The following is a 16,174-nucleotide window of genomic DNA, read 5'->3' on the forward strand; positions in this document are numbered from 1 at the left end:
TCAATATTCAAAGTGTGTGATCCAGTGTCCGATGCTGTGCAGCCACTGCCCCCAAATATAAAAGGCTAGCATCACAATGAACATCACTGCGAAGAAACTAAATACCTCCGCAAGGTTTTGAGGTGGAAAGTTAAACTCCATAATCAGAGAAATCATAAAAAAGCCAGTCAGACTGACAGGTATTTCATTTATTTACTAAAGGCTTATTAGCTATTTATGGCCAGCCCTACTCCCACTCGATGATCAATGCTGTCTTAAAACACTATAAAATCAATAAAATAGCATTATATCTGCATGTCGATACCATACAAAATACCATGGTAAGAAAACTTGGAGACTGTACTGATCGTGTCGCCCGACGCAAAACGCTTTTAGACTGACAACTTGCACACCACAAAGGATATTCGTCCAAAAGCAGTTATTCAAAGAAGTCAACGCCCTGGGTTGGATCTTCCGCTTGCCTCCACCAGACTTACATCATCACGAAGCAATGTCACCATCGCTTCATGATGTGCTGTTATCTGCTGATCATCCCAGTTTGTATTTCGGGTGATTTCCGCCATTCTCTTGAGCTTGGGACTTTGAAGTTCAATTGTATCCTTGAAGTTTTCGGCCTTTGCTCTGGGGAGGCTATTGCTGAATTTTGAGTTCGCGCTGACGCTTACGAGCGCGAGGTTGCCAAGCAGGTTAAGGCTAGAACCTGAAACAACCGCGCCCGACTGTTCTTTGTCAGGATGCTGTGGATAGAAGTGCTCAATGGAAGTTCTGAACTGAAATTTGAAATCTCGTTTTGAGGAGTCACTCAACAGAAGATAGTCGAGATACGAAAAGACGATACGGCTGATACCAAACCCTTGTGGTTGCTGATCTTTCTCAAAGGAGAATGTCTCTTTAACCTTGCTGCGGGCATATCCCTTCAACAAATCGGCAAGATCCGCATGTTTCACGTCTCGAGGGGCTTTAACGGAGAGCCAGCGAAGAACTTTGGTAATCCAGTGCATCGTTCGCGGAGAAGTGTAGGTAATCCGAAGCATGGACTGAAGCAGCAATACATCTCGGGTATGTGGGTCAGCACTCCCGTCCTCCTCTATGCTTCCATTGCTGGCCGAGAAAACATGGATGTACGTCGGGGTTGGCTTCTTGTCCCCACCTCCTTTTTTCAGTCGCTGGAGAGACCAATCGCCATCGTCACCGATGTTTGCCGTGAATTGACGCTTCAAGATGAAGCCATCGAAGAGGTTGCGGCACTTGAGAAGCATAAATGCAAAACTACGCACCCAATCGGCTTTAGCATCGGGTACATTATTTACGGCGTCGTCAAATGACTTGATGAGGCGCTTGTCGTCAAGCAGGCCTTCGTCTTCGACCTCATCGCCTTTCATAATTCTTAGAACGTGTAGCAGAAAGGCCGGAAACTCAATAGTTGAACGAAACCGCTCGTTGCCCTCGTCTTCAGTGGAATTTGACTCGAGCTCTTTAGCGTATTTTGACAACGCCTCATCCAAGGACAACGATACCCCTTCGGAGGATTGCCTTGATGAATTGATGCCGGATTGCGGACGACTTTCCATTAGCGAAGAGAAGCTGGTCACCTCCAGCCAGGACCATTCATCACCAAATACTTTGTTTCGCAAACTTGTGTCACCACGGGTCAGAGACATCTGGACATAAGAATCCATGTCAGCACAGGAATCCCAAACCCACGCAAAGCATTCGCGTTCATATTGATTGGGCAGTTTGCTCATCAGGCGAGCCTTAACAATATCAACCTGCTTGAGTTGCTGCCCACGAGTGTTCATGATCTCGAAGTAGCGATTGAGGTCGGTATTGGGTGGCAGCGAGGCACGGACGACAGTCACCTTCGTTAGCAAGAAATCGGAGAATTTTTCGCGTGAGCGATTAAGGTTTTCATTTTGTTTGAAGAACTGATTGATGATGCTGTAGCCTTCATGAATGCCAGCATCTGCATTACTCGTGGAGCCCTGCGGTCGAACGTGCTCCTTAGCCGCCTCCTGTGCTACTCGCAGCAGGGCCTCAGTTGCCCGTGCGCGCGACTCATATTGCAAGTGGCCTGCATGGCCAACCGACGGCTTCTCACCCTCACCGTCTTGCTCCAGGAAGGTAAGAAGCAGATAGAGGGTTGTAAGTCGTTGTTGTCCATCTATGACCTCGAACTCATCCTCTCTACCCCGCTTGATTACAACAAGGTTCCCAAGAAAATAGTTGTCCTGGCCCCCTACCACCGAGTCTTGAATATCGCTAATAAGTTGCTCAATCTGTTCGGCCCGCCAAGCATAGTTCCGTTGATAAATAGGAATCAGATAATTGTCAGTGAATAACTTGCCTACTGTTAACAGTTCAGGTTTCAACTCCTTCTTGCTCATTGCAGCCCCTTGATAAAAGCAACGAGTTCCTTTTCGTGGTTATCGCTGTATGGCTTACTTGTTATTGGAAGTTTGCGGACAACACTTCCAGTCATCGCATTACGTAGCAAAACAAAAGGCGATTTATTTGCATCGTTTTTACCTCGCGCTCGGTTGTCAGCAGATACAAATTGCACACGAAGTAACTCGACCCGCAAGGCATATGCCCATGCGAATAACCTATTTCGCACTTCATCTACATCTTCATCGCCAAACTTGTTTGTATAGCAAAGCAGCGCGGCAATGAACAATTCGTACACGTAGCGGTAGCGACTTTGAGATGGGCCAAAGTTTTTGAAACCTCTGTCAATAACCTCTTGTTCCAGTATCTTCAATTCGTCAAGCATGAATGTCACCATCTCGAAAAATGAGCGTCCTGCGATTATCGGGGCATCAAGCTGAAAGCGGCTGCGCCCGGCATTTCGTGCATCATGTGTAGAGGATACCGACCATGCACTTAGAAGTGGCATAGCGGCTTGTGCTGCAAGGTGATATCGCAGATTTGGCGAAAATGACCTGTGGGATCGTGATGAAATGCCCTTGAACATGCCGATGTCCCGAATAGTAAATTCGAGCGAGCTTTCGCCTCGTGACCACTTGGATATCCGGTATAAAAAAGTAGAAAAAAGCCTGTCCAGATCCTCATCGTTTACGGCTTCCCAAGCCTCAACGACAGCCACTTTCATAGCAGCGGACTCATCGTGCATTTCGCGCAGGTGGTGTGCTTTGAGCAAGTCGTGAGGGGCAAGCGGTTTGCCGCGATAGTTCTGGGAATCAAAGACACGAAATGCCTCATCAATATCGTCCGTCACAATACGCACCAACTGACATTTGTGACAGATAAAATCCAAAAACTCTTTTTTATCTTCCAACTGCGACAGGCGCCTTTGAAGCTCTATCCAAACTAGGGAGACAGGAGTTTCGCTGTTACCAGACATCGAAATTTGATGATTTATCGGATCTAAGGCCGCAAGAATCATTCGCAAAGTCAGCAGGCGCTGCTGCCCGTCGACTACATTGAGATACTCACCATCATCGTGAAGAATGATTGCACCCAAAACATAGGGAATATCTTTTCGTTCGGTATCTCGAAGAGCTTCGCTGATATCATCCACCAGTTGTAGAGCAGTCGATACATCCCAACTGTATGGGCGTTGATAGTTCGGTATCCGAAGGCCTTGCTTGAGTAGTTCATCCACGGTGACTGCACTAACACCGTTCTCTCCGTTAATCGCCATTCCTATGTCCCTTCATTGACGCTTTTCTATTTTCTCAGCGTATTTTCCGCAAACTTTATTCACCTATATGGATACTTCGATTCCGAGTGGCGGCTGTCTTGTTCACAATTTCTATCACGAGGTGCTCCTCTGGCGCATATTTAACGATCTGGGGCATGGGTCGAGAGAGCGGTTCTGATCAAAGCGAGCATCGATGGCATCAGCACAGCGCTGCAATGCACCCGGTTGTCGATACCATGGCATTTGCTGATACGGTCACATGGTATTTGCTATATCTTCGATTCAGCGTCGGCCTTAAACCATAAAAAATGCCATTGATAATGCAGTCATATCATCAATGGCACTCACTAAATCAAATAAAACAATAGGCTAAATAATAGCCTCACTCCCACTCAATTATCAATAATCGAAAAAATGCCTTTAACTACAAATGGTTGAATAAGAAAACCATAGCAATACCACGGATAATACCATTCTCAGTTGATCCAACTGAAAAAGGTATGATTTGCCAACACTCACGCATCTCGGCCGATCGTGACAGATATTACTCGTACCCATTACCAAATGATGCAGGCACCCCATTCATGCAATGCACAGAGGCTCCAGCTCTTAGCCACCCGCCGATCATTTCAGCCGTAACCTCCTCGGTAATGAAAAGCGACTCGGTTCGAGTCGTCCTGAGTATCGTCATGCCTCTCTTTTCACGGCAATGCTTAGCCTACGACTATGGTTATTTATACCTATGCCTTCACCAGCTTCGCAGACATGGGGTCATAGACATACTCGATAATGCTACCATCCTTGATACGTGCAACAGCCTCATCAATAACAAATAACGGAACGAGAAACCATTCTTCGGGCTGCACAGGGTGACCGAAACGGTCGTTAATGGTGATGTTAAGCCGAGCGGGTGCGAACAACCTGTGAAACAGGTTTTCCATCCGAGTGCGGTTGATGCCTGCGAGCTTGTATGAAGCGACCACCTCGACCTTCGCCAACAGATAGGTGGAATCGTGCTCAGCATTGGCAATACGAGTCTCTACCTTGCCACCAGTAACACCAATCTTATGAATGACATCACGATGTTCGGCCACATAAGGGTTATCAGATAGCGAACGCAATACATAAATGGTGCCACTTTCTAGATCGCTCTCTTCTAGAGCATCGCTGAATAAAGGCCCCATGTCTGGATCGGTAATTCGACGTGCTGTTTCGTCTTTATACAAAGCACGAACCAATGACAGCCGAAGTAGGTTGCTTTCTGTGCCATTCGAGTAAATGACACGCAGCCGAGCATCTTTCTTCCCCTGTGGCGAATCGAACTCTTCACCTTCCTCAGCCACATAAGCTGTTTGACCATCCAGAATGAACCAATGGCCCACTTCAATCGTTGCATACTGCCCGAATGGTCGGGTCACTCGTAACCCTGAACTTAGATCACTGCGCACCTGCTCAAATAGCGGTTTGAACGCATCAAAATCCTCGCACGGCTTGCGATCCGCGATCCCTTGTACAACACGCTTTTCGGCGCTAGCACGAACATGACGCAAGACTGTGATATCGTCCTCGCTGGTAACATCAGCCAGTTCGGCAGCCAAATTATCGATATCAATGATTTCGTCCGCAGACTCCGCTACTTCGCCCCCTCCAGCCAATAAGCCCTGATGATCCAGAGGCTCAAGCAAGGCACGGCATTCTGGGAGATTGCGTAGACGGTCGAGCCGCACTGCATAGAGACGCTCGAAGATATCACGATCTTCGCCGTGTTGCGGGACACGCCCATATTGCTCAGTAAAGCGCTGGATTTCTTCAAAACCGGCTATGATGCGTTCCTCGCTGGCTGGACGTCCTTTTTTCTTCTCAGGTGGTGCAAACTCGGCAAGTTCTGCTGCCAAATCGTCTAAATCAGAATTACTCATAACGTCCCTCCGCCCTGAAACGCATAAACGCAGCTGCGCCCTCGGCAAGGTGCTTCTCCCAGGCATCCGGTGAAGTTAACGATGGGAGGCGCCCACGTTCACGTTTGAATTCAGCGGCACGCTTGGCGATCACCTTGGCATCTTCAGGTGTGATCGAGGTACGCTTGGCCGAGATGGCCGCCGCGACCTGCTTCAAACTGTCTTCACTCATCGTCTTAGCAAGGATAGCGTAGGCTTCACCAAAGGGATTGATACGGTCGATAAGGTCTATATCTAAATCGCGCACGTCCATCGCAAAGCGACGCACTCCGTCAATCAGAGCAGTATTGAGCGTCCCATCGTTCTCGTCTATGGCAAGACGCTTAGCCTGCTGCGTGAGGTTAAGAGCAGCGATAGCATGCTGACGTATAGCCTCCTGATCTTCCGCATCAAGTTCAGGATACTTTTCTTTGATAATCTTCCCCATACGAACCTGTGTTAACTCTTCAGGGAGCAGTTCTTCATCGAACAGACCTCGTTCGATGGCGGGCTTATCCTGCACAAAGGCCGCGATCACTTCGTTTAAATCTTCCTGGCAGATGCGTGCCGCCTCTTTGCTCCTGGGCTCGGCAAGTCCTTTAATCTCGATTTGATACGTCCCTGTCTGCTCATTAACACCAAAATTGCAGTTATCCGGGTCATACCCTCCATCACCATAGTCAAAACCTGGAGTAGGGCTGCTTTCTGGGTTTTTGGGTTTGAACTCGAAGCGCGGAGCCAGTACCTGCTCCATCAGCAGACTTGCCGCGATGGCTTTCAAGGTATCGTTGACTGCCTCGGTGACAGCCCCCTCTACAGCATCCGGCTCGGCGATCAGGTTAGTAAACCTTGCCCGGGGTTTACCTGGCGCGTCGCGAGTGGCGCGGCCGATGATCTGCACGATCTCAGTCAGGCTGGCTCGGTAACCAACGGTCAACGCATGTTCGCACCAGATCCAGTCGAAACCTTCCTTCGCCATACCAAGTGCAATAATGATGTCCACATAATCACGGTCTGTCTTCATTTCTGCAGCACGGAGGCTTTCCTGAATCTTGCCTTGGCTGGTTGGGTCCACCAGGTCAGCAATCCGTAGCACGCGTCCATCGAGGCATTTGACTAGCTGAAAACCAGTCACAGGATCCGCTCCTTGCCAATCGCCAAGCTCGCCGAGAATGTGCTCCACCTCTTTGATTTTATCCTTCGTGCTCTCTCGCGAATTGACGTTGGGAATATGGATAATGGTCTTCTTGTCAGGATCGAGGACATTAAGGATGTCATGGACGTAGGAGCCACTGTAGAAGAAGTAGCCGATGTCGAGTTGCTTGAGGTATTCGTAACCGTTGAGTTGTTCGTAGTAGGTATAGGTGACGGTATCGAACCTGGACTCATCCTGAGGAGCCAAAACGGCCTCCGCATCACCCCGGAAGTAGGAGCCGGTCATGGCAACGATGTGTGTCTTGTCACGCGCGATGAACTGCCCCAAATGCTGACCAAGCTTGTTATCCGGGTTAGCTGACACATGGTGGAATTCATCGACCGCGATCAGGCGATCGTCAAACGCTTCTATGCCGTAGGCATCGACCGCGAAGCGAAAGGTTGCGTGTGTGCAAACAAGCACCTTGTCGCTACTTTCGAGAAAAGAGCCGAAAGATCTTACCTTACCACCGTTGTCGTTACCGGGCGCATTGCACAGGTTCCACTTAGGTTCGACATGCCAATCAGCCCAAAATCCAAACTGCGATAGTAGTTCATCGTTGAAGCTAGCACCGATGGATTTCTCTGGAACGACGATGATGGCCTGTTTGATCCCCTGATTTTCGAGTTTGTCGAGTGCAATGAACATCAGGGCACGACTCTTACCGGAGGCGGGCGGCGACTTAATGAGAAGATATTGTTCTCCACGTTTCTCATAGGCGCGCTCTTGCATAGGGCGCATTCCAAGGGCATTAGACTTAGTCGATGCTCCGTTGCGTGCATAAGTAACGGAAACGGACGGTACTGACTTGATCTTGACGCTCATGCGTTGGCTCCTGCTTTACGCTTCTTGCTTTTGGCCGGTGTAGTTGAGGTGGCCATCTTAGTATAGAGGTCGAACAGCTTCTCAAGCCGCTCTGTATCATTCTTAAAGCGGCGACCAATGTAAATGCGCTCAAGCACTTCGTCATTGCGCTCGTGTGCTCCCCGCAGATCGGCAGGCATGTTCGCGGGATCGTATAGTTCCGCGATGGTCGCAGGAAAATGATGCTCACGCACCAGAAGTATGTCCTCTGCGCAACGCGTGAGGTCAGCCTTATTTTTTTCGGTGAGAGTTGGTACTGGGAACGTATTCCACCCCAAGGTATTAGAGTACCGAAAATCTGTTTTCAGCTTGCCGCAGACGGTGGCAATCCAGACCAAGTGCAAACGAGATGCAATGAGTGCAAGGTTCCAGATTGGGGCGTCGTAGAGAGCAAAGGCGAGGTTACTAACTACTGAATGATTATCAATCAGTCCAACAGGAAGATACTCGCGCCCTTCCGATGAAACCCCCGGTAAAATCAGCGTGTGCTTGCCACCATGATACATCTCGCGAAACTGATGAGATCGTGATGCCAACTCATTCGTACCAGCATCTTTACTTTTGAGCCGCATTTCCCGAACGCCATCAATGCGAACCCGAATAGACGCAATCTCCAAAGCTTGCGGTAATTTTACATCAGGAATCCAGAGGCACTTACGTACAACTCCGCGAATAAACTCGGCCGAGCCATAGATGCGTCGAAGAAATTCCTCTTCATCCTGCTTGCTCAAACCGAGCGAAACCGCGTCATCCGCCGATAACAAAAGATTTCCCCCATCGACGGGCATGTTGCCAAAAGACATATCCGGCAGACCAGATATGCTCTTGCGCTGGCCCTCGACTACAACATCCTCACCAACACTCAGATAGGGTGTGATGTTTGCCGCCTCGCGTACAGTAGTTTGGCCATTGCGGTCCAAGTCGTAAAGTAGCCTTGTCTTACTCACATCCGTAGACAGGCCGACGATAGCGACTGTTACACCCGCGTTATGTGCAGCAAGGTTCGTCCATTTGAAGCTGGAGTGCGCGAAGCGAATATGGGAGCCACATTTGAAAATTGCTGGCCACAGGATAGGAACAATTCGGCCTTGACAGATAGAGTTGGTGCTAACAAAAGCCGAATCCGTTGGGGTGGATTGCGCGTAGGCAGCAGCTTTCATGAACCAACCACCAACATAATCGATTTGTTTAGACGAAATACCGTAAGGTTCAAATACCGAAGCCAAATCCGCCTTCTGCTCTTTAGTCTGCGTTTGGCTACCTTTGTAAGGCGGGTTACCACAGATGTATGTCTCCCCACCTTCGTTCTGAAAGCCAATCTCTGCTTGACCGAGAGGCGTCTCAAAGAGGTTATCTGCCTGCAACTTCACTTCAATTCCGGACGGAGGGCAAACACTCAACCAATCAATCCGCAATGCGTTGCCACATGTAATCCAATTATCATTACGCAGAGGAAGAAACTCGGCCAGCGCAAGTTTTAGTCCCCGGTACACCACATCGCACTGATACTCAGCAATAACTAGCGCGAGACGGGCAATCTCCGCAGGAAAGTCTCGTATTTCGATACCGCGAAAGTTGGTAAGAGGGATGTCAGAGGCATTATCCATCTCGCCACGTCGTCGATTAATCTCGGCCTCGATGGCTCGCATTTCTTTGTACGCAATCACTAAGAAGTTGCCAGATCCACATGCTGGGTCGAATACGCGGATTCGGGCCATACGCTTGCGCAGATTGAGCAGCATGCGCGGATTGTCACCGGCTTCATCCAGTTTCGCCCGCAGTTCGTCGAGGAATAGTGGGTTAAGCACCTTGAGTATATTGGGGACACTAGTGTAATGCATTCCCAACTCACCACGCTCTTCGTCTTCGGTAATGGCCTGAATCATCGAGCCGAATATGTCTGGGTTGATTTTGGTCCAATCCAGATTGCCAACGTGTAGAAGATAGGATCGCGCAATACGGCTGAAGCGCGGTACCTCCTCACTTCCCGAGAAAAGAGCGCCGTTTACATAAGGAAACTCAGCAGCCCAACGCGGAATACCGACAACACTTCGCTCATCGCGTGGAGTGTTCATTGCACGAAACAACGTGGCGATGACCTCGTGCAAATTAGAAGCGTCGCGCTCACTCATCTGCGCAATAGTGTCAGTAAAGCGCCCCTTGCCTATAAATATGTCAGTGTCTTCGGCGAAAAAGCAGAAAATTAGACGCGCCATGAACTTGTTCATGTCATGACGACGCCCCGAAGTACCCCATTCAGGATTGTCTTTTAACAGTTCGACGTACAGGCGGTTCAAACGGCTAGTAGCACGGATGTCAAAGGCGTCTTCGCTGATCTGCCGAATAGTGCTGATACCTGCCAATGGCAAAAAGAAGCCGAAGTGATCGGGAAAGTCTTTAAAGGCACAAGCCACAGTCTGACCACTGTTGAGGTCTTCGGCTTCAAAGTATTTGCCGTCCGTGGCAAGGATGAATTTCGCCTTGGCCTTGCCTGTTGCCGGGCTGGCCTTAAGTGCAGCCAGCATCTGTGTGACTTGGCCCCCTTCACTGGCCAGAATGTGGATGTTGTTTGTCTGAAGAACACCACCCAAGTCGGACTTATTCGATGCCCCGGCGCGCAGACGTTTGATGGTCGTTTCCTTGTTACCAAAGGCTTCAAGAAAAGCATAAGGAAACTCTATAGGATCAAAGGGTTGCTCTGCAAGATCCGTGATGGCTTGTTCAATTTCTACGGCGTTCATTTGCGTACAGCTCTCCATTGGCATGCGACCGCCCTACTGCTACTGGTGTGCAGTGAACTCATGTCATATCCGAGGTTTTCTTGAAAATTTTTGGCAGCAAGTTTAACAGATTAGACCCGGCTTTGTAGCGGATTAAGTCTCCTGTTCAGCGTTTCACAAAGCACTGTTACTTGTTAGAGCGAGAATTGTAGCTTCGAGAAAAACTGCGAGCCGACGTTGAAACTTTCATGACACTTGAGGGGCGGCTGTACCATGACATATGAGATAGCAGGGGATAGATTATTTCCTTCGTCGTTCCTGAAAATCTTGTAACGTCTCAAGATTGCTCCAGAAGTCCTCATCAGTCCCAAATATCTCAGCAAGAGCGCGGGCTTCATCATCGCTAAGACGACGCATACCGCAGATAATATCTTCAACATCTTGTCGAGAAATACCCATAGCTTGCGCCAGTTCATCATGAGACATGTTCAGCGGTTTTAAAAATTCCTCTGTCAGAATTTCTCCCACTGTGACAGGCCCGGCGGCATCTGCTTTTGTGTAGTAAGCAAGAATCTCTGAACGCCCCTGCTCATACGTCAGCTCACCTGAAATAATACGTGCCTTAACGGACTCGTACAGTGGCTTACCACTGGGGTCCATTCCTTCAAGTCTCAGGGAAGCCTCTGCTTTGCGAAAGCCCTCAATACGTAACAGTGAATCGGGAGTCCTGGACATTTTTCTCCTTTGAGTTCCGGGAGTTAGGCTCGCTCAGTGAAAGCGTCAGCTCACGCTACCTCGTTAACTGACGCGCGTGATTCAAGATTTATTATTGCCGGATAAGCTATCTCCGGCAAAATCATCATGTTCGCGGTTATCCCGACGAGTAGCTGTTTGTTTACGTATCTGAGTCGCCAACTCCCCTCCAAAAGTCTGTTGAGCTTGGGAAGAATTGCTACTTCGCTTCATTCTCTGGTACTCAGCAGCTCCGTTAATCATACTGCTTCCCATATGGCTTGCCATGCGGCCAGCTCGTGAGAATGAAGCAAACCCCTGACTTCCTCCGCTGGCGCTACCTGAACTGCTCCCAGCAGACGAACCATCGGAACCGCCTGAGGGTTGGCCGCCAGAAGTATCTACGGAACCGGTATCTTCCCCGCCGCCAAATCCTCCACCGGAACCGCCTCCACCGCCTGAACCAGATTCTTCAGCCACGGCAGCTTGCGCAGACTCGAACGCTGCCTTTAATGCAGAGGCTCCTCCGCTGACTTGAGCTGATGCCCCCATTGCCATTGCTCCAGCACCGCTGATGGCAGTAGCGGCAGCGCCGGTAATCATACCCGCCCCAAATCCACCAATCCCTTGTAAAGAAGCCCCTCCTACAACACCTGATAACAACAGTGGTAGCTTATTCGTTAATACTAATAGGATAATTGACGCCAGAAGCAAAACGATAAGACTATTAAGATCAGGAACATCATCTTTAATAAGAGAAAAATATTGATCTATAAATGATTGTCCAATCCCAATAATTAATGTCATTGTGAATAATTGAATGCCAATCGATAAAACAGTCCGTAAGTAATTAATTGCTATATCAGAGGTCCATTTCGAACCACCAAACCCAAGCAATATAACTCCTGCATAACATAATACCCATACAGAAACCAACATGATTAGCATATTTATCGCTATAAGGGACATCACTACCAAAACGATTATCGCGACTGTTATCATAATGGTGGATATCATTGGCGACCAAATTGATGCGGCTGAACTGACCTTTGTTAATATTGCAAACCCCATATCAACTATGCTTGAGGGTGAAATACCAGTACTTATTCCTAAAGCGTTTGCTGCAAGTTGTCTCATTGAGTTAATTATGGATTGCGATATGGCTGGGCCGTTGATTAAAAGGTAATAAAAAAAACCAATGACGGCAAAAAAGCGAACTATTTCAGCAAGTACGCCTGTCAACCCTTCCCCTTGCATCGCCATCATACCAAATGTCCAAACCATACTTATTAATACCAGCCCCCAGAAGAGCCAATTTGCATAGTCAGCAATTACTGTTGTCCATGTGCTGGCTACTTGTTGAAACCTATCTAACAAAGTATCAAGTAGCCCGCTACTATCTAATTGACCAGCATAGGCATTTATAGAAAAGAAAAGTATGATACCTAAAAAGGTGAGCTTACTTACTATTTTCATGATTACCACTCTCGTTTAGGGCTCGGATTATTATTACTCCGTAGAGCACATTTATCGTATTTATGTTCATCTAATTTATTATCTTGCGTCGATAAACAATCTTTATCATTTTTGTCGCAAGAACATAGGGTCAATAAACTGATTAGAATAAACACAATCAAAAGATTATCTTTCATTATGCTTTTCCTCACCAAATTCTCTTCGGGCTTGGTGTATTCTCTCCAGCTAACGCTTTTTCATCAGCGGCTATCTGTTGTGATTCTTTATCTGCCTGAGCCTGTGCCAGCGTTGCAGCAGCGTTTTGCTGTGTTACCAGAAGCGAGCGGATTTGCAGTAACTGGTTTGTCTGTGCGCTGGCAAGCTGGTTTGCCGCCTGAATAGCTTCCATTTGCCCTTGTGCACTGCTTGCCTGAGTTTGTAATTCGGCAAGGTTATCAGCATCGCTCTGCAGGGTGTTCTGCTGTTCGTCAATTACCTTAAATACTGCGTCATTGGCCTTTTTACGTGCCTCTGAGCTGTTCTGTTCAGCTTCACGCAGTGCGCTAATTTCAGACGCGGTACATTCAACATTGCTGTTAAAGCAAGGTGATGACCTGTAGTAGTTAACATCCTGATATCGTTTCAGGTACGAATCGAGACTCCCGGTCTGATTCTTATAGTAATTAAGGGTATCCTGCGCCTGCAGCAATTTATTAATTGTTGAATTTGCCTGGTCCCATATATAGGCCGAAGGTGCTACCGTATTTTTAAGCATGTTTTCATACTGCTGCAGCTGCGTCTGATACTGCTGGATTTGTTTTGCTACGGCTTGAACGTTGTTAACTGCGCTGATTGTGGTCTGAACCACATTAGTTCCATCAATAACAGGAATGCCGGCTGTCACCGGTAATACCATGATGGACGCCAGGAAGGAAGCTACTAAGACTTTTTTAGCGGCTAAAATCCCTCTCGGTGATGAAAGTACTCGGAGCATTAACTTCATTTACCTACCTCAATTTCAACTTATTATTAATATTGAAAACTCGGATTTTTAACAGATGCAGATATTTAGGAAGCCATAAATTTATTTTTCCAAAATTCTATCCATAATATTTCTTAGTTCTTGTCTGGTTGATTCTATTTTAGCAAGCAACGTTTTAATCAATGTGGGTGAGAAATCAACCGTGCGAGGATCGTTAACTAACCACAGTTTAAGTAACCCACCAAGTCGACCAAGATCAGCATTTACCCGGCTAAGCTCTATAACCTGTTTAATATCTACAATAGATTCAACTTGATAACCCATTGCGACTTTACGAATAAAACTCGCTACACTTAAGCCAGATGCTTCCGCATTTTCCTGGATTCGCGCTTTTTCCTCTGGCAAACAATAAACTTTTATTGGCGTACTATTTTTTCTAGTCTGAGTAACTTTCATATAGCTCTCCATACAGGCGGTAGCCTGGTAGCCTCGCAGAGCAGGACGCCCTTGAGCCGCGATGCGGCGAATAGGGAGTGGTAAAGTTGGAACACCGTAGCGGTGGGCCTACTTTACATGTCCTGCCCTGCAGTTGCCGTTGTATATCTGTGCACGACAATGTGTATTTCGGTGTACATGTTGTGTTTCCTTAGAGTATTGATGCAGGATTCCTCGAGTAAAATTATTCGATATATAGTGCGCCTCGGTCACCGTCTCAGTGGTTATAAACTCAGCCATAACTGATTTCATCGCCCCTAACTCTCAAGAAAAATTATCGGATTTTAGCGGCTAAAATTTTTAAAGCCCCCCAACAACAGCTAACAAATTGTTTTATATGCAAAAAAAATAATCTACCTCATGTGTCAATAATACAAATACAAGCTATAAATGCTTACAAAACAAATCGTTTTCAAAAGAAACAGATGACATTTAGAAAAATGTATTTTTTAGCTAAGCAAATCTCAATAAAAAATTAACATTAAAAATTGAACAGTGATAATCAGGAAAGTAATTAGAGACCCCATCGAGTTCATCCACAATATCTATCCCTTAACTACAGGTTAATTTTTATATAGGTTAAACCTACAGGAAAACACTACAGGGTGCTCTATAACCCTTTGTTATAAATTGATTTTACAACCATCCAAGCGACAAAACATGCGCACCCCGAGACAAAACATGCGTAAACTGAGACAGAATATGCGCAGAATACTTTGTTTGAAGCGGGACAGAATATGCGTGGATAACTTTCTTCATCCCCAAGCTTACACACACTTATAAAGTGTCAGTTGATAGAGGTTCATAACGTTTCAATATCCCTCAGTTCTGTGTTTTTTCCTTCGTGGTACTTGAGGAGCACTTGGTTTTATAAGAAGTCCTTTTTCAGTTGGTGTAGCGTCTAGCCCCGGCCATGCCTGCTGTACCTTTTCAAGCCCATCATTAAACCGTCGCTTAAAGTCTTTGACATCGGCATAATTAGATCCCATTTGCTCCATCAAACCTGACCAAGGGATAACTGTGACTCGCTTTAAATAACTCACCCGATAAGTCGCCCAGCAATATATATCTAAGGCCATCGGAGAACGTTTAATCAGCCGCAGAACCCTCATATCCAACGGAACAGGTTTATCTATTATTAGTTGAAAAAATTTAGGCGAAAGTTCTACCCAAGATTGACTCAATAAATTTCGTTCAGGATAATCTGTACTCCACCAAATATGTGAAATATCGGCGACCCTAGCTCCCATTTCATCTTCACAAATATATCCATTTTCCTCATTTATCTCTGCTGACATAATACTAATCGTCGTTTTGAATAATCTCCGCATCTGTTCACGAAGCGGGACAATAGAGCCATTTTTACCACCGCTTGAACGTAGCCCCAGTGCTTCCATAAAACGTCGCTGAGATCGTCCTAATTCAAGCTTACGAACTTCCTGTTCAGTGATAATACCTTTGTCTAATTTTGATTTATTTCTAATTGCCTGAGTACTAATCCAAACCAATAGTAATCGAGCATAACAACCGTAAGGCAAACCTACTGCTGATGGTGCCATCATATGCATGGTTAAATTACCATTTTTACGGCTCCACTCATTCAATCTTGGCTTGCTGTGTGGCAGGGTTGCCTTAATTAAAAACCGAGCAATGAAACCAATTTCATTAGCCTCCAGAGCACTGCACTCATGTATAGCGATGAGTTTATCTACATATCTTGTATTTAACTTTACCTTATCGTTTGTCACAGAGACGTTTTTTTTCTGAGTCGTTTCCCAAGACTGAACATCTATTACATTTTTAATCGTCATGATGCTTCACACTGACCACATAAAACCGGGTCTTGCTGCCTTTAAAGCAGATCTGCGCTTTGCTTCTATCCAGTTTTCAACCTCCGCTAAATCCCACGCAACACTTCGGCTCGTCAAAACAATACGCTGAGGAAACTCACCACGTTGTTCCAGGTTATAGATCGTTCGATCAGACAAAGGAATCATGCTGAGTAGGGTCTTACGATTAATTAGGGTCTTATGTGCTAGTTCTTGCATGTGTTGGTCTCCTGTTAGTTGCTGAGACCTGACTATGCCAATATTTTTTAGACATTGAATTGGACGTTTTGGCAGATTAGGTTGA

General features: G+C 46.8%; 11 protein-coding genes. All 11 read right to left on the reverse strand.

All coding sequences use genetic code 11. The features are described 5' to 3' along the window. Window positions 1-431: 431 nt before the first annotated feature. The 11 genes from L2I46_RS11565 to L2I46_RS11615 all read right to left on the reverse strand — a co-directional run bounded on the left by L2I46_RS11565 (window position 432) and on the right by L2I46_RS11615 (window position 16,089). A complete protein-coding gene (locus L2I46_RS11565; protein ID WP_236947875.1) occupies window positions 432-2,384 on the reverse strand; it encodes a DUF262 domain-containing protein in 1,953 nt (650 codons plus the stop codon). Then, window positions 2,381-3,661 (reverse strand): DUF262 domain-containing protein, encoded by a 1,281-nt coding sequence (locus L2I46_RS11570; RefSeq protein WP_016246209.1) that lies wholly within the window; start codon window positions 3,659-3,661, stop codon window positions 2,381-2,383. Before L2I46_RS11570 ends, L2I46_RS11565 begins: the two co-directional genes overlap by 4 nt. A gap of 740 nt (window positions 3,662-4,401) precedes the next feature. Beyond that, window positions 4,402-5,580, reverse strand: coding sequence for a GIY-YIG nuclease family protein (locus L2I46_RS11575; RefSeq protein WP_053273113.1), 1,179 nt, complete (start codon window positions 5,578-5,580; stop codon window positions 4,402-4,404). After that, window positions 5,573-7,618 carry a DEAD/DEAH box helicase gene (locus L2I46_RS11580; protein WP_089537297.1) on the reverse strand — a complete coding sequence of 682 codons (2,046 nt, stop codon included), beginning with the start codon at window positions 7,616-7,618 and terminating at the stop codon, window positions 5,573-5,575. The genes L2I46_RS11575 and L2I46_RS11580 overlap by 8 nt, the downstream gene beginning before the upstream one ends. Continuing rightward, window positions 7,615-10,398 carry a class I SAM-dependent DNA methyltransferase gene (locus L2I46_RS11585; RefSeq protein WP_166479609.1) on the reverse strand — a complete coding sequence of 928 codons (2,784 nt, stop codon included), beginning with the start codon at window positions 10,396-10,398 and terminating at the stop codon, window positions 7,615-7,617. The genes L2I46_RS11580 and L2I46_RS11585 overlap by 4 nt, the downstream gene beginning before the upstream one ends. A gap of 279 nt (window positions 10,399-10,677) precedes the next feature. Continuing rightward, window positions 10,678-11,112, reverse strand: coding sequence for a HigA family addiction module antitoxin (locus L2I46_RS11590; RefSeq protein WP_001618753.1), 435 nt, complete (start codon window positions 11,110-11,112; stop codon window positions 10,678-10,680). Between the two features lie 81 nt (window positions 11,113-11,193). Beyond that, the gene (trbL, locus tag L2I46_RS11595; RefSeq protein ID WP_236947876.1) at window positions 11,194-12,585 is read right to left on the reverse strand and encodes a P-type conjugative transfer protein TrbL; all 1,392 of its coding nucleotides are present in this window, start codon (window positions 12,583-12,585) and stop codon (window positions 11,194-11,196) included. 187 nt (window positions 12,586-12,772) lie between these two features. After that, window positions 12,773-13,567, reverse strand: coding sequence for a P-type conjugative transfer protein TrbJ (gene trbJ / locus L2I46_RS11600; protein ID WP_236947877.1), 795 nt, complete (start codon window positions 13,565-13,567; stop codon window positions 12,773-12,775). A gap of 81 nt (window positions 13,568-13,648) precedes the next feature. Continuing rightward, entirely contained in the window at window positions 13,649-14,002 is a 354-nt protein-coding gene (gene traJ / locus L2I46_RS11605) for a conjugal transfer transcriptional regulator TraJ (protein WP_001618758.1), read from the reverse strand. Window positions 14,003-14,853: 851 nt separating this feature from the next. Then, the gene (locus L2I46_RS11610) at window positions 14,854-15,852 is read right to left on the reverse strand and encodes a replication protein RepA (RefSeq protein WP_001618759.1); all 999 of its coding nucleotides are present in this window, start codon (window positions 15,850-15,852) and stop codon (window positions 14,854-14,856) included. Window positions 15,853-15,858: 6 nt separating this feature from the next. Beyond that, window positions 15,859-16,089, reverse strand: coding sequence for a helix-turn-helix transcriptional regulator (locus tag L2I46_RS11615; RefSeq protein ID WP_001156855.1), 231 nt, complete (start codon window positions 16,087-16,089; stop codon window positions 15,859-15,861). Between the last annotated feature and the right edge of the window lie 85 nt (window positions 16,090-16,174).

This window comes from Klebsiella sp. 2019SCSN059, from assembly GCF_021739525.1.
Lineage (GTDB): Bacteria > Pseudomonadota > Gammaproteobacteria > Enterobacterales > Enterobacteriaceae > Klebsiella > Klebsiella quasipneumoniae.

Coding starts and splice junctions, on each gene's coding strand:
- L2I46_RS11570 (WP_016246209.1), bottom strand. CDS start 3,661: ATGGCGATTAACGGAGAGAACGGTGTTAGTGCAGTCACCGTGGATGAA.
- L2I46_RS11585 (WP_166479609.1), bottom strand. CDS start 10,398: ATGAACGCCGTAGAAATTGAACAAGCCATCACGGATCTTGCAGAGCAA.
- L2I46_RS11615 (WP_001156855.1), bottom strand. CDS start 16,089: ATGCAAGAACTAGCACATAAGACCCTAATTAATCGTAAGACCCTACTC.
- L2I46_RS11610 (WP_001618759.1), bottom strand. CDS start 15,852: ATGACGATTAAAAATGTAATAGATGTTCAGTCTTGGGAAACGACTCAG.
- L2I46_RS11580 (WP_089537297.1), bottom strand. CDS start 7,618: ATGAGCGTCAAGATCAAGTCAGTACCGTCCGTTTCCGTTACTTATGCA.
- L2I46_RS11575 (WP_053273113.1), bottom strand. CDS start 5,580: ATGAGTAATTCTGATTTAGACGATTTGGCAGCAGAACTTGCCGAGTTT.
- trbL (WP_236947876.1), bottom strand. CDS start 12,585: ATGAAAATAGTAAGTAAGCTCACCTTTTTAGGTATCATACTTTTCTTT.
- traJ (WP_001618758.1), bottom strand. CDS start 14,002: ATGAAAGTTACTCAGACTAGAAAAAATAGTACGCCAATAAAAGTTTAT.
- L2I46_RS11590 (WP_001618753.1), bottom strand. CDS start 11,112: ATGTCCAGGACTCCCGATTCACTGTTACGTATTGAGGGCTTTCGCAAA.
- L2I46_RS11565 (WP_236947875.1), bottom strand. CDS start 2,384: ATGAGCAAGAAGGAGTTGAAACCTGAACTGTTAACAGTAGGCAAGTTA.
- trbJ (WP_236947877.1), bottom strand. CDS start 13,567: ATGAAGTTAATGCTCCGAGTACTTTCATCACCGAGAGGGATTTTAGCC.